The following is a 23,907-nucleotide window of genomic DNA, read 5'->3' on the forward strand; positions in this document are numbered from 1 at the left end:
AGGAACCGACATGGCCCGAGGCGAACATCACCGCATCCATGCAAGCGACCGCCAGCAGCGCAACCGGCGGCGCGTGGCCCAGGAAGCGGCCCGCCTGATGAGCGAGCACGGCATCCGCGACTTCCACCGCGCCAAGCTCAAGGCCGCCGAACGGCTGGGCATCCTCGACACCCAGGCGCTGCCGCGCAACCAGGAGATCGAGCAGGCGCTGCGCGAACACCAGCGCCTGTTCCTCGCCGACAGCCAGCCGCAACTGCTGCGCGCACGGCGCGAGGCGGCGCTGGAGGCGATGTGTTTCCTTGCCCGCTTCGAGCCGCGCCTGGTCGGCGCGGTGCTGGACGGCACCGCCGATGCGCATTCGGCGATCTGCCTGCACGTGTTCAGCGACGACCCCGACGCCGTGCATCGCCACCTGCACGAGCACCGCGTGCCGTTCGAGACGCAGACGCGCCGCCTGCGCACCAGCCGCGACGAACAGGCCGAGTTCCCGGTGCTGCTGTTCGCCGCCGATGCGCTGCCGTTCGACCTCACCGTGCTGCCGCGCGACGCGTTGCGCCAGGCGCCGCTGGACCGCATCGACGAGAAGCCGATGCGCCGGGCATCGCTGGGCGCCGTGGAGGCCCTGCTGGCCGGGAGCGACGACGCGGACGAACTGGAACGCATGCTGTCCGGCGTGCTGCGCTGAAGCGTGACGCGGCAGCGATGCACGCCCCGAAACGACGACGCCCCGGCCATGGCCGGGGCGTCGTGCATCGGCGAAACCGCCGTGCTCAGCGCTTGCCTGAAGCCGTGTAGTCGCGCACGTCGTGGCCGGTGTAGATCTGGCGCGGGCGACCGATGCGCGCGCCGGGGGTCTCGTGCTGCTCGATCCAGTGCGAGATCCAGCCGGCGGTGCGGGCGATCGCGAACATCACGGTGAACATCTCGGTGGGGATGCCCAGCGCCTTGTAGATGATGCCGGAGTAGAAATCCACGTTCGGGTACAGCTTGCGCTCGACGAAGTACTCGTCCTTCAGCGCCGCCTCCTCCAGCTTCATCGCCACGTCCAGCAGCGGATCGCTGACGCCCAGCTCGGCCAGCACCTTGTGGCACATCTCGCGGATGATCTTCGCGCGCGGGTCGAAGTTCTTGTACACGCGGTGGCCGAAGCCCATCAGGCGGAAGCTGTCGTTCTTGTCCTTGGCGCGCTTCACCGCCGACTCGACGTTGTCCGGCGTGCCGATCTCCCGCAACTGCTTGAGCACCGCCTCGTTGGCGCCGCCGTGCGCGGGGCCCCACAGCGCGGTGATGCCCGCGGCCACCGAAGCGTACGGGTTGGCGCCGGTGGAGCCGACCAGGCGCACGGTCGAGGTGGAGGCGTTCTGCTCGTGGTCGGCGTGCAGGATGAACAGCAGGTCCAGCGCCTTCGCCGCCACCGGGCTCATCTGCAGCGGCTCGCTCGGCACCTCGAACATCATGTGCAGGAAGCGGTCGACATACTCGAGGTTGTTGCGCGGATAGCGGAACGGCCAGCCGATCGAGTAGCGGTAGCAGGCCGCGGCGATCGTCGGCATCTTCGCGATCAGGCGGATCGCGGCGAGCTTGCGGTCGGCCGGGTTCTCGACGTCGAGATCGTCGTGGTAGAACGCCGACAGCGAGGCCACCGCGGCGGCCAGCATCGCCATCGGATGCGCGTCGTGGTGGAAGCCCTGGAAGAAGTTCTTCAGCGACTCATGCATCATCGTGTGATGCGAGACGTCGTGCTCGAAGCTGGCGAACTCGGCCGGCTTCGGCAGCTCGCCGTTGAGCAGCAGGTAGGCGACTTCGAGGAAGCTGGACTTCTCGGCCAGCTGCTCGATCGGGTAGCCGCGGTACAGCAGCACGCCCTTGTCGCCGTCGATGTAGGTGATCGCGCTCTTGGTGCTGGCGGTGGAGCCGTAGCCGACATCGTAGGTGAAGTGACCGGTGTCCTTGTACAGCGTGCTGATGTCGATGCAGGCCGGACCGAGAGTGCCGGCGACCAGCGGCATCGTGCTGCTGCGCTGGGTCGACTCATCCACCAGCTGGACAGTCTTGGGATCGGACACGGGAACCTCCTTAGCGTGGGTCGTCGCCGACCGTGGCCGCGGAGCGGCGTCGGCCGGCGAGGGGAAACGGGCATCGTGCCGGGGAAAGCTGCGATGCGATCCGGGCATTATCGCACATCGACCGTTCACACATGCGTTCGCGGATGGTCGTATGGCAAACGCAAAAACGCACGGGGCAGGCTAGGCCTGCCCCGTGCGCGGATGCTTCATCCCGCCATCGCGACGCGATGGCAGTGGAACGCGCTTACTTCTGCGCGTAGCGCTTGCGGAACTTGTCGACGCGGCCGCCGACGTCCAGCGTCTTCTGCTTGCCGGTGTAGAACGGGTGCGAATGGCTGGAGATATCCACCTTGATCAGCGGGTACTCGTTGCCGTCCTCCCACTTGACGGTGTCCTTGGCGACGATCGTCGAACGCGTCAGGAACGCGAAGTCGGACGACAGATCCTGGAACACCACCGGGCGGTAATTCGGATGGATATCGGGCTTCATGACGGGCTCAATGCAACGTGAAAAGAGGGCAAGTTTAGCGGGCTGCGGGACGGCGCGTCAACCGAATCGATGCGTCACGCCGCCCCCAGCGCCGTGCGCACCATCGCCGCGAACCGCGCCTGGTCCACCCCCAGCACGATGCGTGCCTGCGCGGGACGAGCCAGCCGGTTCGCCCAGTCCACCACGGTGGCGCCGCGGGTGAGCCGGCCGTCCAGCTCCACCGCCACGGCGCGGGTCTCGCTGCGGGTCACGATGGCGGGGTCGATCGCCACCGCCATCGCCAGCGCGTCGGCCGCGACCACGCCGTGGCGGTCGTGTTTCGCGTTGTAGTCGCGCGCGGTGCGGAACACCTGGCCGAAGAATTCCGCCCGGCGGTCGCCGGCCGCCAGCCAGGCATCGAATTCGGCGTCGTCGAAGCCGTGGCGCAGGGTGGCCTCCCAGTCGACCAGGTCAAAGGCGGGAAACGCCTCGAACACCACGTGCGCGGCCTCGGGATCGAAGCCGACGTTGAATTCGGCCGGAATCTTGCCGGTGTTGCCGCGACCGGTCACCGCGCCGCCCATCACCACCAGCCGCTTCACCCGCTGCGGCAGCGCGGGGTCGAGCCGCAATGCCAGCGCCAGGTTGGTCAGCGGCGCCAGCGCCACCAGGGTCAGTTCGCCCGGGCGCTCGCGGGTGAGCCGCAGCAGGGCCAGCGCGGCGGCTTCGGCTTCGGCCGCGGCAGGCGGCTCGGGAAAGCCGACGTCACCCAGGCCATCCACGCCGTGCACGAAGGCGGCGTCCTCGTCCGGCGCGCGCACCAGCGGCGTGGCGCAGCCGGCGAACACGGGGAACGAGGCGCCCAGCAGGTCGCGCAGGATGCGCGCGTTGCGCACGGTATGGCCCAGGCCCACGTTGCCGGCAGCCACGCTCAGGGCCGCGATGTCGGCGTGCGCGTGCGCCATCATGACGGCCAGCGCGTCGTCCACGCCGGGATCGGTATCGATCAGCAGTTGCGGCTTGCTCATGCCCGGCTTTTCCTCGGAAAAGTCGGCAAGTCTAACTCAGCGCGCTCTGGGCAATTCTGTCGCTACCCCTGCCTCCACGCTCACACGATACCAAGGCTACGCCCGCGCATAGCGCGCCGCGCCGCCGATCCAGCGCGCGATCAGCCGATCCGCCTCGTGCGGGTGCGCGACCAGCAGGCGTTCGCCGACCTGCTGCACGGCGGGCAGGAGGTGCGCGTCGCGGGCAAGGTCGGCGATGCGGAAGCTGAGCTGGCCGGTCTGCCGCGTGCCCAGCACCTCGCCCGGGCCGCGCAGTTCCAGGTCTTTCTCGGCGATGCGGAAGCCGTCGCTGGTCTCGCGCATCACCGCGAGCCGCTCGCGCGCCAGCTGGCCCAGCGGCGGCTGGTACAGCAGCACGCAGTTCGAGGCCACCGCGCCGCGCCCCACGCGCCCGCGCAGCTGGTGCAACTGGGCCAGGCCCAGGCGCTCGGAGTTCTCGATCACCATCAGGCTGGCGTTGGGCACGTCCACGCCCACCTCGATCACCGTGGTGGCGACCAGCACGGCCAGCTCGCCGGCCTTGAACGCGTCCATCACCGCCTGCTTGTCCTTCGGCTTCAGGCGGCCGTGGATCAGGCCCACCTTGCAGTCCGCAAGCGCAGCGGAAAGCTCGGCGTGCGCCACTTCGGCGGCCTGCGCACGCAACTGCTCGGATTCCTCGATCAGGGTGCACACCCAGTAGACCTGCCGCCCCTCGGCGCAGGCCACGCGGATGCGCTCGATCACCTCGCCGCGGCGCGCGCTGGACACCGCCACGGTCTGCACCGGCGTGCGTCCGGGCGGCAGCTCGTCGATGGCGGAAACGTCGAGGTCGGCATAGGCGCTCATCGCCAGCGTGCGCGGGATCGGCGTGGCGGTGAGCACGAGCTGGTGCGGCACCTCGCCGCGCGCGCGGTCGGCGCCCTTGTCGTGCAAGGCAAGGCGCTGCTGCACGCCGAAGCGGTGCTGCTCGTCGACGATCACCAGGCCCAGCCGCGCGAACTCCACGCCTTCCTGCATCAGCGCGTGCGTGCCCACCGTCACCGCCGCCCCCTCGGCCACGCGGCGCAACGCCGCCTGCCGCGCCTTGCCCTGCTGCTTGCCGGCCAGCCACTCCACCTCCACGCCCAGCGGCGTCAGCCAGTGGCGGAAGTTGCGCAGGTGCTGCTCGGCGAGCAGCTCGGTGGGCGCCATCAGCGCCACCTGGCAACCCGATTCCACCGCGGCCAGCGCGGCCAGCGCGGCGACCACGGTCTTGCCCGAACCCACGTCGCCCTGCACCAGCCGCAGCATCGGGCTCGCCTGCGCGAGGTCGCGCCGTACCTCCGCATCCACCCGCCGCTGCGCGGCAGTGAGGGCGAACGGCAGCGATGCGATCAGTTGCCGCCGCAGCGCACCGTCGACCGCGAGCCTCGGCGCCCGGCGCCGCTGCACCGCGGCGCGCATGCGCTTGAGGCTCAGGTGCTGGGTCAGCAGCTCCTCGAAGGCGAGGCGCTGCTGCGCGGGGTGCCGGCCGTGCAGCAGCAGGTCCAGCCGCACGTCGGGCGGCGGCCGGTGCACGGTGAGCAAAGCCTCGCGCAGCGAGGCAAGGCCATGTGCCGCGCACAGCTCGCGCGGAATCAACTCCAGCGCCGACTCGGGCGGCAGCAGCGCCAGCGCCTTGGCGATCACGCTGGCCAGCCGCTTCGGCCCCAGCCCTTCGGTGGCCGGATAGACCGGAGCCAGACTGTCCTCCACCGCCACGGCCTCGCCGGCACCGAGCCGGCGGTACTGCGGATGCACCATCTCCAGGCCCTGCGACGCATGGCGCACTTCGCCGAAGCACAGCAGGCGCGCGCCCGGCGCAAGCTGTTCGGCCTGCGCGCGGTTGAAGTGGAAGAAGCGCAATTGCAGGGTCTGCCGCGAATCGTCGGCGATCGCCACCTTGAGCTGCGGGCGATAGCGGAAGCCGCGCTCCACCGCCTCCACCGTGCCCACCACCTGCGCGCTCTGGCCCGGGCGCAGGTCGGCGATCGCGGTGATGCGGGTACGGTCCTCGTAGCGCAGCGGCAGGTGGAACCACAGGTCCTGCACGCGCTCCAGCCCCAGCCTGTGCAGCAGGGCGGCGAGCGCCGGGCCCACGCCCGGCAGCGTGGCCACGGGCTGCGCACCCGCGTCGACGGCGGCGGCGACGTTCATCGCCACGCGGGACGGATCAGCCCAGCACCATGACCGCGTCGACCTCCACCTGCGCACCCTTGGGCAGCGCCGAGACTTCGATGGTGGAACGCGCGGGGTACGGCGCCTGGAAGTACTCGGCCATCACCGCGTTCACCGCGGCGAAGTTCGCCAGGTCGGTGACGTAGATGCCCACGCGCACCACCTGCGCCAGCGAACCACCGGCTGCCTGCGCCACCGCGACGAGGTTGTCGAACACGCGCCGCGTCTGTGCCGCGATGTCGCCTTCGACCAGGTTGCCGCTGGCCGGATCGAGCGGGATCTGCCCGGAGAAATACACGGTGTCGCCGGCGCGCACGGCCTGCGAATACGGACCGATCGCGGCAGGCGCCTGCGTGGTGGAAACGATGCTGCGGGACATGGGACGGCCTCGGGATTCGGGATGCGGAGGGGCAAAAGCGTACAGCGCCCTGCCGCCGCTGCCCACCCGAACCCCGGATCACAACGGATAGCGGTAGACCCCGCTCACCACGCCGGTGCGGCGCACGCGGCGGATCACGTCGGCGAGGTGCTTGCGGTTCTTCACCTCGATCGCGAACAGCAGGGTGGCGGCGGCGAGGTCGCGTTCGGCGTATTCCACGTTCTCGATGTTGGAATCGGCCGCGGCGATCGCCGCGGCGATGGTGGCGAGCACACCAGGGCGGTTGATCACCTCGATGCGCAGCTCGGCGCGGTAGTCGCCCTGCACGTCGTGGTCCCACTCGATCGCCACGCAGCGCTCGGGCGACTTGCGCAGCTCGGCCACGTTCGGGCATTCCTCGCGGTGCACCACGATGCCCTTGCCCGGCGAGAGGTAGCCGATAATCGCGTCGCCCGGCAGCGGGTGGCAGCAATTGGCGAAGCTGAGCACGCCGCGCTCGGCGCCGGTGATGCGGATCTTCTCGTGCACCGCCCTGGCGCCTGGCGCGGTGTCGTCGGACTGGCCGTCGCGCAACGCCAACAGGTGGCGCGCCACCACGTCGGGCATGCGGTTGCCCAGCGCGATCTCGGCCAGCAGCTCTTCCAGCCGCTTCAACCGGGCCTCGTGCAGGAAGCGGTCCAGCACCTCGGTCGGGATCGCGTCGAGGCTGCTGCCGCGGGCATCCAGCGCGCGGTCGAGCATGCGATGGCCGAAATCCACCGCATCCTCGTGCTGCAGGTGCTTCAGGTACTGGCGGATTGCGGTGCGCGCCTTGCCGGTGACCACCGACTCCAGCCAGGCCGGGTTCGGCACCGCCGACGGCGCGGTGATGATCTCCACCAGCTGGCCGGATTCCAGCCGCGTGCGCAGCGGCAGCAGCTTCTTGTCCACGCGCGCGGCCACCGCGTGGTCGCCCACGTCGGTGTGCACGGCGTAGGCGAAGTCCAGCGCGGTGGCGTTGCGCGGCAGCGACAGGATGTCGCCGCGCGGCGTGAACAGATAGACCTCGTCGGGGAACAGGTCGATCTTGACGTTCTCGATGAACTCGGCGGACGACGCGGTGTTGATCTGGTTGTCGGCCAGGGTCGACAGCCATTCGCGGGCGCGCGCCTGCGCGCTGTTCGCCGGGCCGGAATCGGTCTTGTAGGCCCAGTGCGCGGCCACGCCGCGCTCGGCCACCGCGTCCATCTCGGCGGTGCGGATCTGCACCTCGATCGGCGCGCCGAACGGGCCCAGCAGCACGGTGTGCAGCGACTGGTAGCCGTTCGCCTTGGGGATCGCGATGAAGTCCTTGAAGCGCCGGTCCACCGGCTTGTACAGCCCGTGCACCACGCCCAGCGCCATGTAGCAGTTCATCGCGTTCTCGACCACCACGCGGAAACCGTACACGTCCATCAGCTGGGCGAAGCTCTTGTGCTCGCCGTGCATCTTCGAATAGATGCTCCACGGCGACTTGATGCGCCCCAGCACGCGCGCCGGCAGGTGCTCGCCGGCCAGCCGCTGCGACAGCGCGGTCTCGATCCGGCCCATCGCCTCGCGACGGTTGCCCAGTGCGGCGCGGATGCGCTCGCTGATCACCCGGTAGCGGTCCGGATGCAGCGCGCGGAAGCCGAGGTCCTGCAGTTCGGCCTTGATCTTGTTCATGCCCAGGCGCTGGGCGATCGGCGCGTAGATCTCCAACGTCTCGCGCGCGATGCGGCGGCGCGAGGGCGCGTCCTTCGCGCCCAGCGTGCGCATGTTGTGCAGGCGATCGGCGAGCTTGATCAGGATCACGCGCAGGTCGCGCGCCATCGCCAGCAGCATCTTGCGGAAGCTTTCCGCATCGGCCTCCTGGCGGCTGCCGAAGCGCATCTTGTCGAGCTTGGTGACGCCGTCGACCAGCTCGGCCACGGTCTCGCCGAACTCGCCGGCCAGCGCGCTGCGGCTCAGCGCGGTGTCTTCCAGGGTGTCGTGCAGGATCGCCGCGATGATGGTCTCGGCGTCCATGCCCAGCTCGGCGAGGATGCCGGCCACGGCGACCGGATGGGTGATGTAGGGTTCGCCGCTCTTGCGGGTCTGGCCTTCGTGGGCCTGCGCGCCGACCTGGAATGCGCGCAGCACGCGCTCGAGTTGCGGCGCCGGCAGATAGCCGAGCTGATCCTTCAGTGCCAGCACGTAGGGCGGCAACACGGCGGGATCGATGGCAACTGGCGTGCTGGCGGCGGTCATGACTGGACCTGCCGCCGATACTGCGCCGACGGCGCGGTCATGTGGTCCGGTGGATTGCGGCCGGCCGTGCGTGCAGGTGCATCGGCCGCCCCGATGCGATGCATGCGCGGTCTACAGCCGCCCTCCATCAATCGTCGCCGACCTTGGACAGATCGTCGTCCACCTCGGCCGCGGCCCACTCCAGCGCCTCGCGCTCGGCGCGCTCGCGCTCGGCCTTGTCGATCTCGTCGATGGTGGCCTGGTCGATGCGGCGGCCGGCGATCTCGCGCAGCGCCAGCACGGAAGGCTTGTCATTGTCCGGGTTGACCGCCGGCTCGGCACCCTTGGCGAGCTGACGGGCGCGCTTGGTCGCCATCAACACCAGCTCGAATCGGTTGTCGACCACCTCGAGGCAGTCCTCCACGGTAATGCGTGCCATGCCAAATCCTCAGAAAATAGAGACTTATACAGGTCGCCAGTGTAGAGCAGCCGGCGCTGGCCTGGCAATGCGAGCGGCGCGTACCATGGATGGTTTCGCCAACGGCGCGCGAAAGCGGAGCGAAACGCGTGCAAGATATAAAACCAGACAGTACACTATTAAGCTTGCTGCGCTTCAAGCCACGCCCCCACCCTGGCCGCGACCCCATGCCGACGCTTTCACTGCCTCGCCCCTTCCTGCCGCGCCGCGGCTTGGCCCTGCTTGCCGTGTTGATGCTGGCCGGCTGCGCGATCGCGCCGCCGCGCACCGACGACCCCCTGCAGAAGGTCAACCGCAAGGTCTACGCCTTCAACGATCGGCTGGACAAGGCGGTGCTGCGCCCGGCCGCCGTGGGCTACCGCAAGATCACCAATCCGCCGGTGCGACGCTCGGTCAACAACTTCTTCACCAACATCGAGATGCCGGTCACGGTGGCGAACGACCTGCTGCAGGCCCGGCCTTCGCAGGCGCTGGGCAGCACCGGGCGCTTCCTGATCAACCTCACCATCGGCGTGGGCGGCATCTTCGATCCGGCCACCAAGATGGGCCTGCCGCTGCAGACCACCGACTTCGGCATCACCCTGGCGCGCTGGGGCCTGCCCGAGGGCGACTTCCTGATGCTGCCCCTGCTCGGCCCATCCACGATGCGCGACGTGTGGCACTACCCGGTGGACGGCTATTTCTTCGATCCGCTGAGCCTGATCGCGAAAAACCACGGCTTCAACTACGGCCAGTACTACCTGCCGCAGGTGCTGTACGTGGTGTCGATGCGCTCGCAGCTGATCGACGCGGAAGGCTTCCTGCAGACGGCCTACGACCCCTACGCCTTCCTGCGCGATGCCTACCGCCAGCGCCGGCTGTACATGCTGTACGACGGCAACCCGCCGGCCGACGTGATCGAGAAGATCCAGGGCGTCGACCAGCCGGGTTTCGATCCCGACGAGCTGCTGGAGCAGCAGAAGCAATGGGAGCAGCAGCACGCCACGTCGAAGCCGGCGCCCACCAAGAGCTGAGGCACCCGCACGGCACACATGGAAACGGGGCCGCTGGCCCCGTTTCCATGTGTGCAATCGAACCCGCTGCCTTACGCCGGCGTCAGCAAGGCCTCCACGCCGCTGACCCGGGCCAGCGTGCGCAGCCCGTCCGGCACGTGCTGCAGCGCCACGGCGTGGCCGCGTACGCGCGCCGCGGCCAGCGCGGCCAGCACGCAGGCCAGCCCGGCGCTGTCGCAGGCGCGCACGCCGGCCAGGTCGAGCCGCGGACGATCGCCCGCCCGCAACCCCTCATTCAAGGCCTGCAGGGCCGCGGCCGCGGTGGCGAAGCCCAGCATGCCGGACACGGCCAGCGTGCCCGGTTCGCTGCGATCCAGCCGGAAGGCAGCTTCAGCCGCCATGGGCCTTGCCGCTTTGTTCCATCGCCTTCAGCGCCTGGTCGCCCTGGGTCTGCAGGTTCTTGATCAGCTGGTCGAGGCCGACCTTGCGGATCTCCGCGTCGACCTGATTGCGGTAGTTGGTGATGTAGGAAATGCCCTCGATGACCACGTCGTAGGCCTTCCACTCGCCACCGGCGGTCTTGCGGAACACGAAGTCCACCGACACCGTCTTGCCGTCGCCGGTGGCCACCTGGGTACGCACCACGCTGCGCTTGTCGTTGAGGTCACCGGCAAACGGCAACACCTTCACCGCACCCGTGGTGTAGTTGAGCAGACCTTCGGCATAGCGGTGGGTGATCGAGTTGTAGAACGCCTTGGCGAACTGCGCGCGCTGCTCGGGCGAAGCCTCGCGCGCGTGCTGGCCGAGCACCAGGATCGCGGCGTAATCCACGTCGAAGTGCGGCAGGAACACCTGGTTGACGACGCTGATCACCTTTTCCCGGTTGCGCTGCAGCTCGGCCTTGTGCCCGGCCACATCGGTGTCGAGCTGGTGGGCGATCTCCTGTACCACCTGCTCCGGGGTCTGCTGGGCGGCAGGCTGCTGGGCTGCCTGCTGGGCGAAAGCCGGCGCGGCGAACCCGCTGCCAAAGGCCACGGCGATGGCGAAAGCCAGATGACGCATCATGCGGAAACTCCTGTGTGCGGGGAACCGGCTCAGTGCTTGCCGGCGGGGGTGGTGGACGGGTTGGTTCCCGGCTTGTTGTCGCCGCTGCCGGAACCGTTGACCAGGAACTTGCCGATCAGGTCTTCCAGCTGCATCGCCGACTGGGTCAGGATCATCTCGTCGCCGTTCTTCAGCATGTCCGGCGAGCCGCCGGGCTGGATCGCAACGTACTGGCTGCCGATCAAACCGCTGGTGAACACCGCGGCGGCGGAATCGTCGGGAATCTGGTTGTACCTGTTGTCGATCGCCAGCGTCACCAGCGCATCCAGCTTGGTGGGATCGGCCTGCACCGAGGCCACCTGGCCGATCGCCACGCCCGCCATCTTCACCGGCGCGCCCGCCGACAGCGTGCCGACATTGGTGAAGCGCGCGGTCACCCGGTAGCTGCCGCCGATGTTGTCGGCCGCGCCGCCGGCGCCGAAGAACTTGCCCAGCATCTCCTCCAGCGGCTCGCTGGAACGGGTGAGCGCCAGCTTGCCGCCGTCGGCGACGTAGTTCTTGGCGTGGCCGTACTCGATGCCCACGTACTGGTCGCCGAGCAGGCCGCTGGTGAACACGGTCGCCACCGAATCGGCGGGAATCGTGGCGTAGCGCTTGTCGATGGCCAGCTTCACGTCGGCCACGGACTTGCCCGGTTCCAGCGTGATCGATTGCACCTGGCCCACGCGCACGCCGGCGATCTTCACCGGGGCGCGCTCCTTCAGCTGGCCGATGTTCTCGAACTGCGCATCCACCGTGTAGCTGGCACCCTGGTGCCGGTTCGCCACCGAGCTGGTCTGGGTGGCGAGATAGGCCAGCGCGGCGAAGCCGAGCACGATGAACAGGCCGGTGCCGACGGCATAGGATTTTCTCTGGCTCACGGCAACATCCTCGAAAATTTGTAGGGATCTCGAAAACCCGCCTTCCTGGCGGCTTGTCGAGTCGTCAGGCCCGGCGCATGTCCGGGCTCGGCTCCGCCGGCCAAGCACTCGCGTGCTTGACCGCAGGCGGCACATCCATGCGCCGGGGGCACCACGATGCTTCCACGCGTCGTCATGGCGTCACATCAGGAAGGCGGTCAGCACGAAGTCCAGCGCCAGGATGGCGATCGACGAGGCAACCACGGTGCGGGTGGTGGCGTAGGCCACGCCTTCGCTGGTGGGCGGCGCGGTATAGCCCTGGAACACCGCGATCAGCGAGACCACCGCGCCGAACGCCAGGCTCTTCCAGACCACGCCGTTGATGATGTCCTGCCACACGTCCACGGTGGCGGTCATGTTCGACCAGAACGTGCCGTTGTCGATGCCCAGCCAGGACACGCCGACGAGATGGCCGCCGAAGATGCCCAGCGAGCAGAACACGCAGCACAGCAGCGGCATCGCCACCAGCCCGGCGAGGAAGCGCGGCGCCGCCACGTAGGCCAGCGGGTCCACCGCCATCAGCTCCATCGCGGCGATCTGGTCGGTGGCGCGCATCAGGCCGATCTCGGCGGTGATCGCGGTGCCGGCGCGGCCGGCGAACAGCAGCGCGGTGACCACCGGGCCCAGTTCGCGGTAGATCGCGATCGCCACCACCGTGCCGGTGGCCGCCGTGCCGCCGAAGATCGACAGCACGTGGTACAGCTGCAGCGCCAGCACCATGCCCACGAACAGGCCGCAGACCATGATGATGGTGAGGCTCATCGCGCCGACGAACCACAGCTGGCGCACCGTCTCGCGCGCGTGGCGCAGGCTGCGCGGAACCGCCGCGAGGATCTGCAGCAGGAACAGTCCGCAGTCGCCGATCTGCGACAGCGAACGCATCACGATGTTGTCGTCACCGACCCGCGCGTTCATGGCTTGCCTCCCGGGAAACCCAGCGCCTCGGCGTAGTCGCCGGCCGGGTACTGGAACGGCACCGGGCCGTCCGCCTCGCCGCCGAAGAACTGCCGCGTCCACGGCGAACCGTCGTCGGCGATCGTCTTCGGGTCGCCCTGCGCCACCACCTTGCCGTTGGCGATCAGGTAGATGTGGTCGGCCACCTGCTTGATCGCCTCCAGCTCGTGCGCCACCAGCACGCTGGTGATGCCCAGCGTCTCGTTGAGCGTGCGGATCAGCTTCAGCACCTGGTTCAGCGCGATCGGGTCCAGGCCCACGAAGGGCTCGTCGTAAAGAATGAGCATCGGGTCGAACACAATCGCGCGCGCCAGCGCCACGCGCCGCGCCATGCCGCCGGACAGCTCGCTGGGCATCAGCTGCGCCGCGCCGCGCAGCCCCACCGCCTGCAGCTTGGTCAGCACCAGGTTGCGGATCAGCACTTCGGGCAGTTTCGTGTGCTGGCGCAGCGGGAACGCCACGTTCTCGAACACGTCGAAATCGGTGAGCAGGGCCGAGTTCTGGAACAGGTAGCCGATCTTCTCGCGCAGCGCGTACAGCGCCTCGCGCCCCAGCTCCGGCACGTTCCTGCCGTCCACCATGACCTGCCCCGCATCGCCGCGCATCTGCCCGGTGATGTGCTTGAGCAGGGTGGTCTTGCCGGTGCCGCTGGGCCCCATGATCGCGGTGACCTTGCCGCGCGCTATGTCCATGTCCAGCGCGTCGAAGACCTTCTTGCCGTTCAGCACGGTGGTGAGGCCGCGGATGCGGATCAGCGTGTCGTCGGAGGGGGCGGCGGCGTTCATAAGCAGGCTACGTTAGCGGAGCGGCGGGGGACCGCCAAGCCGGAGAGCATCCCGGGCAATGGCGCGGCGTTCAGGCCAGCAGCTCGGCGATCAGGGCTTCGTGCCGGCGGCACTGCAGCGAACTGCGCAGGCGCACCGCACGCACGATGGCCTGCAGTTCGTCCAGCGCATCCTCGAAACGGTCGTTGACGATGATGTAGTCGAACTCGTGGGCATGGGCGATCTCGCCGCGCGAATTGCGCAGGCGGCGCTCGATCACCTCCGGCGCATCCGAGCCGCGGCCGCGCAGGCGGCGCTCCAGCTCGATGCGCGACGGCGGCAGGATGAATACGCTGACGCAGTCGGGCTTGCTCTTTCGTATCTGCGCGGCGCCCTGCCAGTCGATCTCCAGCAGCACGTCGCGGCCCTGCGCCAGCAGGCCCTGCACCTTGTCGCGCGAGGTGCCGTACAGGTTGCCATGCACTTCGGCGTGTTCGAGGAAGATGCCCTCGGCCACCTCGCGCTCGAACTCCGCACGCTCCACGAAGTAGTAGTGCCGGCCGTACTGCTCGCCCGGCCGCGGCGGCCGCGTGGTGTGCGACACCGACAGCGAGATCGCCGGCTCGCGCTCCAGCAGCGCGTTGACCAGGGTGGACTTGCCCGCGCCCGAGGGCGCGGCCACCACGAACAGGGTGCTAACGACCGATGCGTTCTGCACTTGAACCTCACTGGAGTCGGCGTACCGCGTCACCACGCGGCGTTCTTACTCAACCGTTTCCTTGGACTCGACTCCGAAGTTCACTAGTTATCAGCGACGAAGGGAAGGAAACAACTGCGGCAGTATAGCCGGAGCCGACATCGGTGCCCCCGACGACCCCAGGTCTTTCAGCCATCGCACCTGTGCCATGGGTGGCCTACATTGCCCAAATGATGCCATGCTAGAGAGGGGCAGAGGTCCCTCATCAACAGTAGTTCCGCTCTCTTTAGCTTGCATGAAGACGAGCCTGTTGCGTTGCCGCAAAGCTCACGCGCGTTTCAACGAAACCACCAGGAACATCCACACTGAAGGGGAATGGAAGTGTCGAAGATCAACACCAAGTGCGCACTGATCACCTGCAGCCTCCTGCTTGCCATAAGCGTTGCGCCGTCCACATCTGCGCAGGTCTTGAAAGTAACCACCAACCCAATCACACCGTCCAATCCGATTGGAATTCTTCCGCCACGCCCGTTGCCAATTCCTGCCCCCCCAAGCCCCCTGAAGCCATTGGACAACAATCTCTACACGACCTACACAATGTCGAATTCATATACCTATCTGAATTGGATGGTTTGTGGTTCCACTGAAGAAACCGAGGGATGCTATGACTTTGGAAGCCTGGGACCTTTTGGCAGGATCGGGGCAATAATCGAAGACAATGAGATCACCAATTACACCACGGGAACCGTAACCCAGAACTTCTATGTGGTGGATCAAGCGGCTAATGGTGGAACTGGAGTGACTCTTTATGTGTATCAAAGAACCGACACCATAACCAACAGCTTTGACACGACCACCATGACGCTCAGCCATACCATACCACTCTCCCTCACCGGCGGCACCGACGCCACTACTTATATGGCAGGCAACAACAGCATTCTCCTTATCGGTACCAACAAGAGTGCGTATGCCTTGGAAGTTCAAAAATCCGACTTCGCCTCAAGAATGGTGGGTGGCTTCAGCCCACCGAGCAACGTGTCGTCCATCACCACCAGCAGGTACGGCTACATAACCGTGACTTTCGGTGACAATGGCTTCTACACCCTTGATCCTTCCGGCAGATCATCCGGAGACGGTGGCGGCGGCGATTTCATGCTCAATACCACAAACGGATTTTCGACTGGCAATAGCAACATTGTTTCCAGCGCAACCAGCCCCAATCTTGCCGCGCGCATGCAAGTTCATATGAAGCAGCAGCCAACGTCGCAAGTAAATCCCTGATACTCCATCATTTCCATAACCCTGCAATAAAAGGGAATTGTTGGAGCGATGCATTCTCCGCCCGAAGGTCACCTCATTACAAAAAGACGGGGCTCTCGACAAATCTCTGGCGGCCAGCCGCCAGAGATTTTTTATGCGGCGCGCGTGATACAACGTCACGGCAACACAGCAAACAGCCGACACCACACAGCCTTTCAAGGACTCAGGTTTCTATAAAGCATCATTCAATGTTCTGCACCTGCTCGCGCATCTGCTCGATCAGCACCTTCAGCTCCACCGCGGCGTTGGTGCTGCGCGCGTCCACCGACTTGGAGCCCAGCGTGTTCGCCTCGCGGTTGAATTCCTGCATCAGGAAGTCGAGGCGGCGGCCCACCGGCTCCTTCAGACCCAGCACGCGGCGCGTCTCGGCGATATGGGTGGTGAGCCGGTCCAGTTCCTCGTCCACGTCGCTGCGGGTGATCTGCAATACCAGCTCCTGCTCGAGCCGGCCGGGATCGGCAGGCTGCTTCAGATCGGCCAGCCGCGACTCCAGCCGCGCGCGCAGCGCGGCGCGGATCTCCGGCATCCACTCGCGCACCTGGGCCACGATGCGCTCGATCGCGTCCAGCCGCTCGCGCAGGATCTCTCCCAGCTTGGCGCCTTCGCGTTCGCGGGTGGCGGTCAACGCATCCAGCGCACGATCCAGCACGTCGAACAAGGCGGCCTGCCGCGCCTCGGGGTCGGCGCCCTCCTGTCGCAGTACGCCGGGAAAGCGCAGCAGCTCGGTGAACTGCACCTGCATGCCGGGGAAGCGCGCCTGCATGTCCAGGTTCAATTCGGACAGGCGCGACAGCAGCGCGTTGTCGACCTGCAGCGATTCGCTGCGCGAATCGCTGCAGCGCACGGCGACGTCCACCTTGCCGCGCGAAAGCCGCGCCGCGATGCGTTCGCGCAGCGCGGACTCCAGGCTGCGCAGCTCGTCCGGCAGGCGCGGCGAGAGTTCCAGGTAACGGTGGTTGACCGTGCGCAGCTCGCAGCTCAGCGTGCCGGCGGAGCCGCCGGTTTCGGCGGAAGCATAGGCGGTCATGCTGCGGATCATCGGCGGCCTGCGGTGGGCGGGAAAGGCCGCAATGGTAAACTTTCCCGCCCGGCCTTGCCTAAGAGCCCCATGAACCAGCCATCCAGCCGCCCCAGCGGCCGCGCCAGCGACCAGCTGCGCACTGTCACCCTCGAACGCCACTACACCCGTCATGCCGAAGGCTCGGTGCTGGTCGGCTTCGGCGACACCCGCGTGCTGTGCACCGCCAGCATCGAGGACCGCGTGCCGCCGTGGCTGCGCGGCAAGGGCGAGGGCTGGGTCACCGCCGAATACGGCATGCTGCCGCGCGCCACGCATACCCGCATGCAGCGCGAGGCCGCGCGCGGCGGCCAGGGCGGCCGCACCATGGAGATCCAGCGGCTGATCGGCCGCAGCCTGCGCGCCTGCGTCAACCGCCAGGCACTGGGCGAACGCGTGATCACGCTGGACTGCGACGTGCTGCAGGCCGATGGCGGCACCCGTACCGCCGCGATCACCGGCGCCTACGTGGCCCTGGTCGATGCGGTGAGAGGGCTGATGCGCCGCGAGAACCTCAAGCGCAATCCCATCGTGGGCGCGATCGCCGCGGTGTCGGTGGGCATCTACAAGGGCGTGCCCGTGCTCGACCTCGACTACGCCGAGGATTCGGACTGCGACACCGACATGAACGTGGTGATGAACGACGGCGGCGGCTTCATCGAGGTGCAGGGCACCGCCGAGGGCCACGCCTTCCGCCGCGACGAGATGGATGCGCTGCTGGCGCTGGCCGAGAAGGGCATCGCCGAGCTGGTGGCCGCGCAGCGCGCGGCGCTGGCCGCTTCCATCGAATAACGTCGTCGCGCGCAGCGCGACGATCACTCCCCCTCTCCCGCCCGCGGGAGAGGGCCCGGGGAGAGGGCAACCTCTTCCAAAGGCCCCGTCGACATGAACCGCATCGTCCTCGCCAGCAGCAACCCCGGCAAGCTGAGGGAATTCGGCGCGCTGCTCGCCGACAGCGGCTTCGAGGTGGTGCCGCAGGCCAGCCTCGGCGTGGACGATGCCGAGGAAACCGGCCTCACCTTCGTCGAGAACGCGCTGCTGAAAGCGCGCCACGCCGCGCGCGCCACCGGCCTGCCCGCGCTCGCCGACGATTCCGGCCTGTGCGTCGACGCATTGGGCGGCGCGCCCGGCCTGTACTCGGCACGCTACAGCGGCGGCCACGGCGACGCGGCGGCCAACAACGCCAAGCTGCTGCAGGCGCTGGACGGCGTGCCTGCGGAACGGCGCAGCGCCTTCTTCATCGGCGTGCTGGTATTGCTGCGCCATGCCGAGGATCCCGCCCCGCTGATCGCCGAAGCCCGCTGGCACGGGCGCATCCTCACCGAGGGCCGCGGCAGCGGCGGCTTCGGCTACAACCCGGTGTTCCTGCCGGACGGCTACGCGCAGAGCGTGGCCGAGATGGACGACGCGCTGAAGAACCGCCTCAGCCACCGCGGCCAGGCGCTGGCCCTGCTGCGCGAACGGCTGCACGAGCTGCATTGGCAATGAGCCTCGTCGCACCGCCGCTGGCGCTCTACGTGCACATGCCCTGGTGCGTGAAGAAGTGCCCGTACTGCGACTTCAACTCGCACGGCCTGCGCGGCGCGGCGCCGCCCTACGCCGAGTACACGGAGCTGCTGCTGGCCGACCTCGACGCCGACCTGCGCGACTTCGGCGAAGCCGCGCACCAGCGCGAGATCGTCAGCGTGTTCTTCGGCGGCGGCACGCCCAGCCTGTTCGCGCCGGAACTGGTCGCGCGCTTTATCGACGGCGCGCGCACGCGGCTGCCGTTCGCGGCCGATTGCGAGATCACCCTGGAAACGAATCCCGGCACCGTGGAGCACGGCCGTTTCGACGGCTACCTCAAGGCTGGGGTGAACCGCCTCTCCTTCGGCATCCAGAGCTTCGACGACGACAAGCTGGAGCGGCTGGGCCGCATCCATTCCGCCGCCGAAGCCGAGGCCGCGGTGAAGTCGGCGCAGGATGCCGGCTACGCCAACCTCAATCTCGACCTGATGTACGCGCTGCCGGAACAGTCGCTGGACGGCGCGCTGGCCGACGTGGAACGCGCGATCGCGCTGGCGCCCGCGCACATCTCGCACTACCAGCTCACGCTGGAGCCGAACACCGCGTTCGCCGCCAACCCGCCGCCGCTGCCCGACGACGACCATGCCTGGGCGATGCAGGAGGCCTGCGAGGCCCGCCTGGCCGGAGACGGCTACACGCAGTACGAAATCTCCGCCTACGCCCGGCCGGGCCGGCGTTGCTCGCACAACCTCAACTACTGGCAGTTCGGCGACTACCTCGGCATCGGCGCCGGCGCCCACGGCAAGCTCAGCGACGCGGCCGGCGGCAGCGTGCGCCGGCGCTGGAAGGCCCGCCACCCCAAGGCCTACATGGAAGCGGCCGCCGGCCCCGGGCGCATCGGCGGGGACAACCCGGTCAGCCCCGCCGAGTTGCCGTTCGAATACATGCTCAACGCGCTGCGCCTGATCGACGGCGTGCCGCTGGCCGACTTCGCCCGGCGTACCGGCCTGCCGCTGCAGCGCATCGCCGCCCCGCTGGCCGAGGCGAGCCGCCGCGGCTGGCTCGCCGACGATCCGCAGCGGCTGCGCACCACCGCGCTGGGCCAGCGTTTCCTCAACGACGTGATCGCCGCCTTTCTCGACTGAACGGCTCCGCGCCTGTTCGCGGTCTCCAAGCGTAGCGGCCCCGCGGCAACCAGCCTACACTGCCGCGCAGGGGAATCGACGGAAATGCGTCATGGATGCCGAGCATCTGCACCGGTACTCGTCCACCGCCACAGGCGGCCGCACACGCGGCCGCTGGCCGGCACGCACGCAACGCCTGCTCGGCGTGACCGGCCCGCTGTGCGCGCAGTGGCTGGAACCGGCGCTGCAGCAATGCCTGGACCGCTTCGACCACGAGCTGTACCTGCAGGCCGAACGTTCGCGCAGCCATCTCGAGCAGCAGCACTGCTTCGACAGCCGCGCGCTGCTGCAGCTGCAGCGGGCGGCCTTCATGCAGGCCTACGCCGACCATCTGCGCACGGGTTTCGCGCGGCTGGGCGAGGTCGACGAAAGCGCGGACGAGGCGCTCGCGCACCAACCGCTGAGCCTGCTCGAACGCGGCGAACACGAGCTGACCGCCGCGCTGGACAAGCTCGCCGCGCGCGGCGAAGCGCATCACGGCCCGGTGCTGACCGAACTCTCCTACCGCTTCGCCGTGCTGGTCGGCGCCGCGCCGCTGGAAGGCGCGGCGCTGCCGATCGCGCCGGCCGGACTCGCCGGGGCGATGCGCACCGCGATCGACACCATGGACCTGCCACCGGAGCACCGGCTGCTGCTGCTGCAAAGCTTCGAGCAGGCGGTGATCATGGCGGCCGGCCCGCTCTACGAGGTCGTCAACGCACAGTTGCAGGGTGACGGCCTGCTGCCGCAACTGCGGCCGTATGCGCCACCGCGTGCCGCGGCCGTCACGCGCACCGCGCCGGCGAGCGAGGTGCCGGCAGCCACCACCGAAGCCGCCGGCGCGCCGCAGGCGCCGATCACCGTGCTGGAAAACCTGCGCGACCTGCTCGCCCAGCGCCGTGTCGGCGTGAGTGGCACCGCCGCCGTCGGGCGTGCGGCCACGCCGGACGAGTTGCAGACCGCGCTGGGCGCCCTGCAGCAGCACCTGGCCCAGGTCACCGACCAGGCCAGCCGCGAACTGCGCAGCGCGCAGCGCCTGCGCGACGAACTGCTGCTGCAGCTCAACGCCGGCAAGCCGGAAGACGCCGTACCCACCCGGCTCAGCGCCGAGCAGGACGATACGGTGGAACTGGTGGCGATGCTGTTCGAGCAGATCGGCCGGCAACTGCACCACGGCCCGCACGCCCGCTCCGTGCTCGACGACCTGCAATTGCCGATGCTGCGCCTCGCCGTCAGCGACCGCGACTTCTTCGACCAGAGCGAACATCCCGCGCGGCGCCTGCTGGGCGCCGTGGCCGAGGCCGCGAACGACTGGCTGGACGGCCCCGACGGCGATGCCGACCACCAGCTCACCGCGCGGCTCAACCAGCTGGTCGAGCGTGCGCGGCACGAACCGCCCAGCGCCGGCCTCTATACCAGCCTGCTGGCCGACATCGAGCACCATCTCGCCCAGCTGAACCGTCGCGCCCAGGCCGCCGAACGCCGCCACGTCGAGGCCATGCAGGGTCGCGAAAAGCTGGAGCTGGCCCGCCAGCGCGCCAGCGAACTGCTGGCCGAACGCTTCGCCGCGAATCCGCCGCGCGGCCTGCTGCGCGCCCTGCTCGACCGCGCCTGGGCCGACGTGCTGGCGCTCACCCTGCTGCAGCACGGCGATCACAGCCCCGCGGTCGCCCAGCGCCTGCGCGTCACCGACCAGCTGCTGGGCCGCCTGCCGGTGGACGATACCGACCTGCTGCGCCGCGAGGTGCAGGCCGGCCTGCAGCAGATCGGCATGCACGCCGAGGAGGCCGGCCAGGTGGCATTGCGCCTGATCGGCGAGGGCGCGATCACGATCGCGCCCACTGCCGTGACACCGCCACCCGCGACGCACAAGGCGGCATCCCGCCCGGCGGCGCCTGCCCCGGCAGTCACCGCCGCACCGCCAGCACCGCATGCTGCCGTTGCCCGCGGGACCAACGAGCAACCTGTCGCAACCACGGCACCCGCGCTCGCCGTGGCCGCCGTGCCCGCCGCGCCCGCCGTGCCGGCACCGCCCGCGACGGCGACGCCCGCCCACGACCTGCCCAGCGCCACCGACCTCGCGCTGCGCCTGAAACAGCGCCAGCGCCTGGGGGAATCGCAACGCGCGAAAGCCGCGACGACCGGCGACAGCGAGCCGCCGCTGGGTCCGCAGGAGGCGCGCATCCACAACCGCCTGCGCCAGTTGCCCTATGGCAGCTGGTTCGAATTCACCGACCCGGCCACCGCCGAGGTCACCCGGCGCAAGCTGGCCTGGTTCTCGCCCATCACCGGCAACAGCCTGTTCGTCAACCGTCGCGGCCAGCATGGCGAAGAGATGAACCTGCGCGAGCTGGCCCGCGCGATGGCCGCCGGCCAGGTGCGCGAGCTGCCACCGCAGCGCGACGGCCTGCTCGACCGCGCCTGGCACGCGCTCACCGGCAACCTGTTGCGCAACGCCCCGCCGCTCGCGCCCGGAGCCCGCCCATGAGTACACGCGAGCAACGGCGCGCACCGCGCAAGCCGGTCGACGCCGGCATCGTGGCGATCGACACGATTGCCGAGCAGCCGCTCGGCCACCTGTGCAACCTGTCGGCGAATGGCTTGATGCTGATTGGCAGCCGCAAGCCACGCAGCGAGGGCATCTACCAGGTGCGCCTGCCGCTGCCGGACGCCAGCGGCAACCTCGAACTCGGCCTGCAGGAGCAATGGCACGAGCCGGCGGCCAGCCCCGGCCAGTTCTGGGCCGGCTATCGCATCATCGCGATCAGCGCGGCCCACGGCGAACTGCTCGAACGCTGGCTGCGGCAGGGCTGAGCACGCACGCCAGGCCCGCCGGGCCGGCTGCCGTCACCACAGGTACAGCTGCAGCGAAGCCTCCGTGGGCCGCGGCGGGATGTTCGCGAGCAGGGCACGATGTTCCGGAAAATTCGCGGCGCTGCGTTCCAGCAGGTTGTCGATGGCGGCCAGGTTGTGGCGCAACTTGGCGGGTGCCGCGGCGCCCGTCGGCTGCAGGTCCGGGAACAGGCCCACGCCGGCGAGCAGGCAGTACCACGACATGGCCGGGTAGCCGCGGCCATAGATGCCCTGCTGCAGGCCGCCCGCGATCGGACGGCTGGACAGCCAGGTGCGCAACAGGTGCTGCAGCGGCTGGGACAGCCTGATGTTGGCGGCGTTGGCGCGCCAGTAGTCGGTGTCGGTGCGCGTATTGGTCTTGTAGTGCGTGACGACGTAGTCGCGCGTGCCCTCGAAGCGATCGTTGATCGCGTCGTTGAAAGCGTCCTGCGCACGCTCGCCCAGGTCGCCCTGCTCCAGCGCCTTCACCAGCATGGACGCGGTGCGCTGCACGAACAGCAGGGCGGTGGCTTCCAGCGGTTCGATGAAGCCCTGCGCCAGGCCGATCGCCACGCAATTGCGGTTCCAGTGCTTGGCGACGCGTCCCACGCGCATGCGCAGATGGCGCGCGGGCGTGGGGTCGTCGAGCAGGCCCAGGTGGGTGCGCATCTCGGTTTCCGCCTCGTCCGGCGAGCAATGCGCGGTGCTGTACACGTAGCCGTTGCCCTGGCGATGCGCGAGCGGGATCTTCCATATCCAGCCGTGGCGCAGCGCGGTGGACACGGTCTCGCCCATCAGCGGACGCCCGCCATAGCCATCCGCGGGCGAAGGCATGGCGACCGCGGCGTCGTTGAACAGGTTGTCGGCGAACGACACGTACGGCGTCTTCAGCGCCTTGCCGATCAGCAGCGAGGCGAAGCCGGTGCAGTCCACGAAGAAATCCGCCTCCAGCGCCTCGCCGCCGTCCAGCTGCAGCGCCGCGATGTCGCCTCGCTCGTCCAGGCGCACATCGTGCACATGGCGCGTGAGGTGGCGCACGCCGCGTTCCACCGCCTTCCTGCCGAGGAAGGCGCCGAGCAGGGTCGAGTCGAAGTGGTAGGCGTACCACACGTCGAACGGGAAATCGTGCCGCGGCCGCGGCCCCAGTCCCTTGCTCGCCAGCCGGTTGGCGATGAAGTAGCGGTCGGGATGAGCCTCCACGTCCTCGCCTTCCAGCCGCCGGTGCACGTTGTCGAGGAACTGCGTCATCGTCATGTTGTCGAGCATCGACGCGAACGGGTGGAAGTAGCTCGCGTAGCCCGGCCTGGTGCTCCAGCCGTCGAAGCGGATGCCGTTCTTGTAGGTCGCGTTGCAGGCCGGCATCCATTCCGACTCCTCGATGCCCAGCCCGTCGAAGAAGCCGCGCAGCCACGGCGTGGAACCCTCGCCCACGCCGATGATGCCCACCTGCGGCGACTCCAGCACCGTCACCTGCAGGCGCGGGCCGTAGTCGGAATTGGCGAGCAGCAGCGCCGTCATCCAGCCGGCCGTGCCGCCACCGACCACCACGACGTGTTTCACCGGCGGCTCGGCGTCGGTGCGCGGGCCGGGAGCGTAGGGCGTGATGTTCTCGTTGAAGACGGTGGCGACGTCGGCCATGCGCGGGTACCGGTCGGGTGGGCAAGATGAGGCGCTAGCGTAAGCCTTCCGGCTGGCCTGCGGAGCAGCGGGCGGTGATTCCGTCACGCGCTACACTCACAGGCTGCCTTCCCCGCCC

23 protein-coding genes are annotated in these 23,907 nt (G+C 68.7%); 8 read left to right on the forward strand and 15 right to left on the reverse strand.

Translation table 11 applies throughout. The annotated features are described in order from the left end of the window. Positions 1-10: 10 nt before the first annotated feature. Positions 11-685, forward strand: coding sequence for a hypothetical protein (locus ABQJ56_RS10040; RefSeq protein WP_367844882.1), 675 nt, complete (start codon positions 11-13; stop codon positions 683-685). An 85-nt stretch (positions 686-770) separates the two neighbouring features. On the opposite strand, the gene ABQJ56_RS10045 is transcribed toward ABQJ56_RS10040, so the two are convergent. From ABQJ56_RS10045 to rpoZ, 7 genes are all read right to left on the reverse strand, one after another. Beyond that, on the reverse strand, positions 771-2,066 hold the full coding sequence (locus ABQJ56_RS10045; RefSeq protein ID WP_367844883.1) for a citrate synthase: 1,296 nt from the start codon (positions 2,064-2,066) through the stop codon (positions 771-773). A 244-nt stretch (positions 2,067-2,310) separates the two neighbouring features. Next, the gene (locus ABQJ56_RS10050; protein WP_367844884.1) at positions 2,311-2,556 is read right to left on the reverse strand and encodes a type B 50S ribosomal protein L31; all 246 of its coding nucleotides are present in this window, start codon (positions 2,554-2,556) and stop codon (positions 2,311-2,313) included. A gap of 74 nt (positions 2,557-2,630) precedes the next feature. Next, positions 2,631-3,563 (reverse strand): nucleoside hydrolase, encoded by a 933-nt coding sequence (locus ABQJ56_RS10055; RefSeq protein WP_367844885.1) that lies wholly within the window; start codon positions 3,561-3,563, stop codon positions 2,631-2,633. Positions 3,564-3,659: 96 nt separating this feature from the next. Then, entirely contained in the window at positions 3,660-5,759 is a 2,100-nt protein-coding gene (recG, locus tag ABQJ56_RS10060; RefSeq protein WP_367844886.1) for an ATP-dependent DNA helicase RecG, read from the reverse strand. A gap of 16 nt (positions 5,760-5,775) precedes the next feature. After that, positions 5,776-6,159 carry a RidA family protein gene (locus ABQJ56_RS10065; RefSeq protein WP_367844887.1) on the reverse strand — a complete coding sequence of 128 codons (384 nt, stop codon included), beginning with the start codon at positions 6,157-6,159 and terminating at the stop codon, positions 5,776-5,778. A gap of 78 nt (positions 6,160-6,237) precedes the next feature. Beyond that, positions 6,238-8,406, reverse strand: a complete 2,169-nt coding sequence (locus ABQJ56_RS10070; RefSeq protein WP_367844888.1) for a RelA/SpoT family protein — start codon at positions 8,404-8,406, stop codon at positions 6,238-6,240. Positions 8,407-8,533: 127 nt separating this feature from the next. Next, entirely contained in the window at positions 8,534-8,824 is a 291-nt protein-coding gene (gene rpoZ / locus ABQJ56_RS10075; RefSeq protein WP_077484992.1) for a DNA-directed RNA polymerase subunit omega, read from the reverse strand. Between the two features lie 206 nt (positions 8,825-9,030). Here rpoZ and ABQJ56_RS10080 point away from each other — a divergent pair, with 206 nt between their 5' ends. Next, positions 9,031-9,876: an MlaA family lipoprotein gene (locus tag ABQJ56_RS10080; protein WP_367844889.1), complete on the forward strand. Its 846-nt coding sequence runs from the start codon at positions 9,031-9,033 to the stop codon at positions 9,874-9,876. Positions 9,877-9,947: 71 nt separating this feature from the next. On the opposite strand, the gene ABQJ56_RS10085 is transcribed toward ABQJ56_RS10080, so the two are convergent. From ABQJ56_RS10085 to gmk, 6 genes are all read right to left on the reverse strand, one after another. Beyond that, entirely contained in the window at positions 9,948-10,256 is a 309-nt protein-coding gene (locus ABQJ56_RS10085; protein ID WP_367844890.1) for an STAS domain-containing protein, read from the reverse strand. Next, positions 10,246-10,920 carry an MlaC/ttg2D family ABC transporter substrate-binding protein gene (locus ABQJ56_RS10090; RefSeq protein ID WP_367844891.1) on the reverse strand — a complete coding sequence of 225 codons (675 nt, stop codon included), beginning with the start codon at positions 10,918-10,920 and terminating at the stop codon, positions 10,246-10,248. Before ABQJ56_RS10090 ends, ABQJ56_RS10085 begins: the two co-directional genes overlap by 11 nt. 29 nt (positions 10,921-10,949) lie before the next feature. After that, positions 10,950-11,819: an outer membrane lipid asymmetry maintenance protein MlaD gene (gene mlaD / locus ABQJ56_RS10095; protein WP_367844892.1), complete on the reverse strand. Its 870-nt coding sequence runs from the start codon at positions 11,817-11,819 to the stop codon at positions 10,950-10,952. 180 nt (positions 11,820-11,999) lie between these two features. Next, positions 12,000-12,773: a lipid asymmetry maintenance ABC transporter permease subunit MlaE gene (mlaE, locus tag ABQJ56_RS10100; protein WP_367844894.1), complete on the reverse strand. Its 774-nt coding sequence runs from the start codon at positions 12,771-12,773 to the stop codon at positions 12,000-12,002. Further along, the gene (locus ABQJ56_RS10105; protein ID WP_367844895.1) at positions 12,770-13,597 is read right to left on the reverse strand and encodes an ABC transporter ATP-binding protein; all 828 of its coding nucleotides are present in this window, start codon (positions 13,595-13,597) and stop codon (positions 12,770-12,772) included. The genes mlaE and ABQJ56_RS10105 overlap by 4 nt, the downstream gene beginning before the upstream one ends. 70 nt (positions 13,598-13,667) lie before the next feature. Continuing rightward, a complete protein-coding gene (gmk, locus tag ABQJ56_RS10110; RefSeq protein WP_367844994.1) occupies positions 13,668-14,327 on the reverse strand; it encodes a guanylate kinase in 660 nt (219 codons plus the stop codon). Positions 14,328-14,654: 327 nt separating this feature from the next. Between gmk and ABQJ56_RS10115 the strand changes: the two genes are divergently transcribed. Further along, positions 14,655-15,554: a hypothetical protein gene (locus tag ABQJ56_RS10115; RefSeq protein WP_367844896.1), complete on the forward strand. Its 900-nt coding sequence runs from the start codon at positions 14,655-14,657 to the stop codon at positions 15,552-15,554. Between the two features lie 220 nt (positions 15,555-15,774). Here ABQJ56_RS10115 and ABQJ56_RS10120 read toward each other — a convergent pair whose 3' ends face one another. Next, positions 15,775-16,632 (reverse strand): YicC/YloC family endoribonuclease, encoded by an 858-nt coding sequence (locus ABQJ56_RS10120; protein WP_367844897.1) that lies wholly within the window; start codon positions 16,630-16,632, stop codon positions 15,775-15,777. Between the two features lie 69 nt (positions 16,633-16,701). On the opposite strand from ABQJ56_RS10120, the gene rph reads away from it, so the two are divergent. The 5 genes from rph to ABQJ56_RS10145 all read left to right on the forward strand — a co-directional run bounded on the left by rph (position 16,702) and on the right by ABQJ56_RS10145 (position 22,133). After that, positions 16,702-17,442, forward strand: a complete 741-nt coding sequence (rph, locus tag ABQJ56_RS10125; RefSeq protein WP_367844898.1) for a ribonuclease PH — start codon at positions 16,702-16,704, stop codon at positions 17,440-17,442. Positions 17,443-17,535: 93 nt separating this feature from the next. After that, complete coding sequence (gene rdgB, locus ABQJ56_RS10130) at positions 17,536-18,138, forward strand: RdgB/HAM1 family non-canonical purine NTP pyrophosphatase (protein ID WP_367844899.1); 603 nt, start codon at positions 17,536-17,538, stop codon at positions 18,136-18,138. Further along, complete coding sequence (hemW, locus tag ABQJ56_RS10135) at positions 18,135-19,301, forward strand: radical SAM family heme chaperone HemW (RefSeq protein WP_367844900.1); 1,167 nt, start codon at positions 18,135-18,137, stop codon at positions 19,299-19,301. Before rdgB ends, hemW begins: the two co-directional genes overlap by 4 nt. Positions 19,302-19,392: 91 nt before the next feature. Further along, on the forward strand, positions 19,393-21,807 hold the full coding sequence (locus ABQJ56_RS10140; RefSeq protein ID WP_367844901.1) for a DUF1631 family protein: 2,415 nt from the start codon (positions 19,393-19,395) through the stop codon (positions 21,805-21,807). Further along, on the forward strand, positions 21,804-22,133 hold the full coding sequence (locus ABQJ56_RS10145; protein ID WP_367844902.1) for a PilZ domain-containing protein: 330 nt from the start codon (positions 21,804-21,806) through the stop codon (positions 22,131-22,133). Before ABQJ56_RS10140 ends, ABQJ56_RS10145 begins: the two co-directional genes overlap by 4 nt. Before the next feature lie 33 nt (positions 22,134-22,166). Here ABQJ56_RS10145 and ABQJ56_RS10150 read toward each other — a convergent pair whose 3' ends face one another. Next, positions 22,167-23,789, reverse strand: a complete 1,623-nt coding sequence (locus tag ABQJ56_RS10150) for a tryptophan halogenase family protein (RefSeq protein WP_367844903.1) — start codon at positions 23,787-23,789, stop codon at positions 22,167-22,169. Positions 23,790-23,907: the final 118 nt, after the last annotated feature.

The sequence above is a fragment of the Rhodanobacter geophilus genome, from assembly GCF_040812275.1.
In the GTDB taxonomy this organism is placed as follows: domain Bacteria; phylum Pseudomonadota; class Gammaproteobacteria; order Xanthomonadales; family Rhodanobacteraceae; genus Rhodanobacter_A; species Rhodanobacter_A geophilus.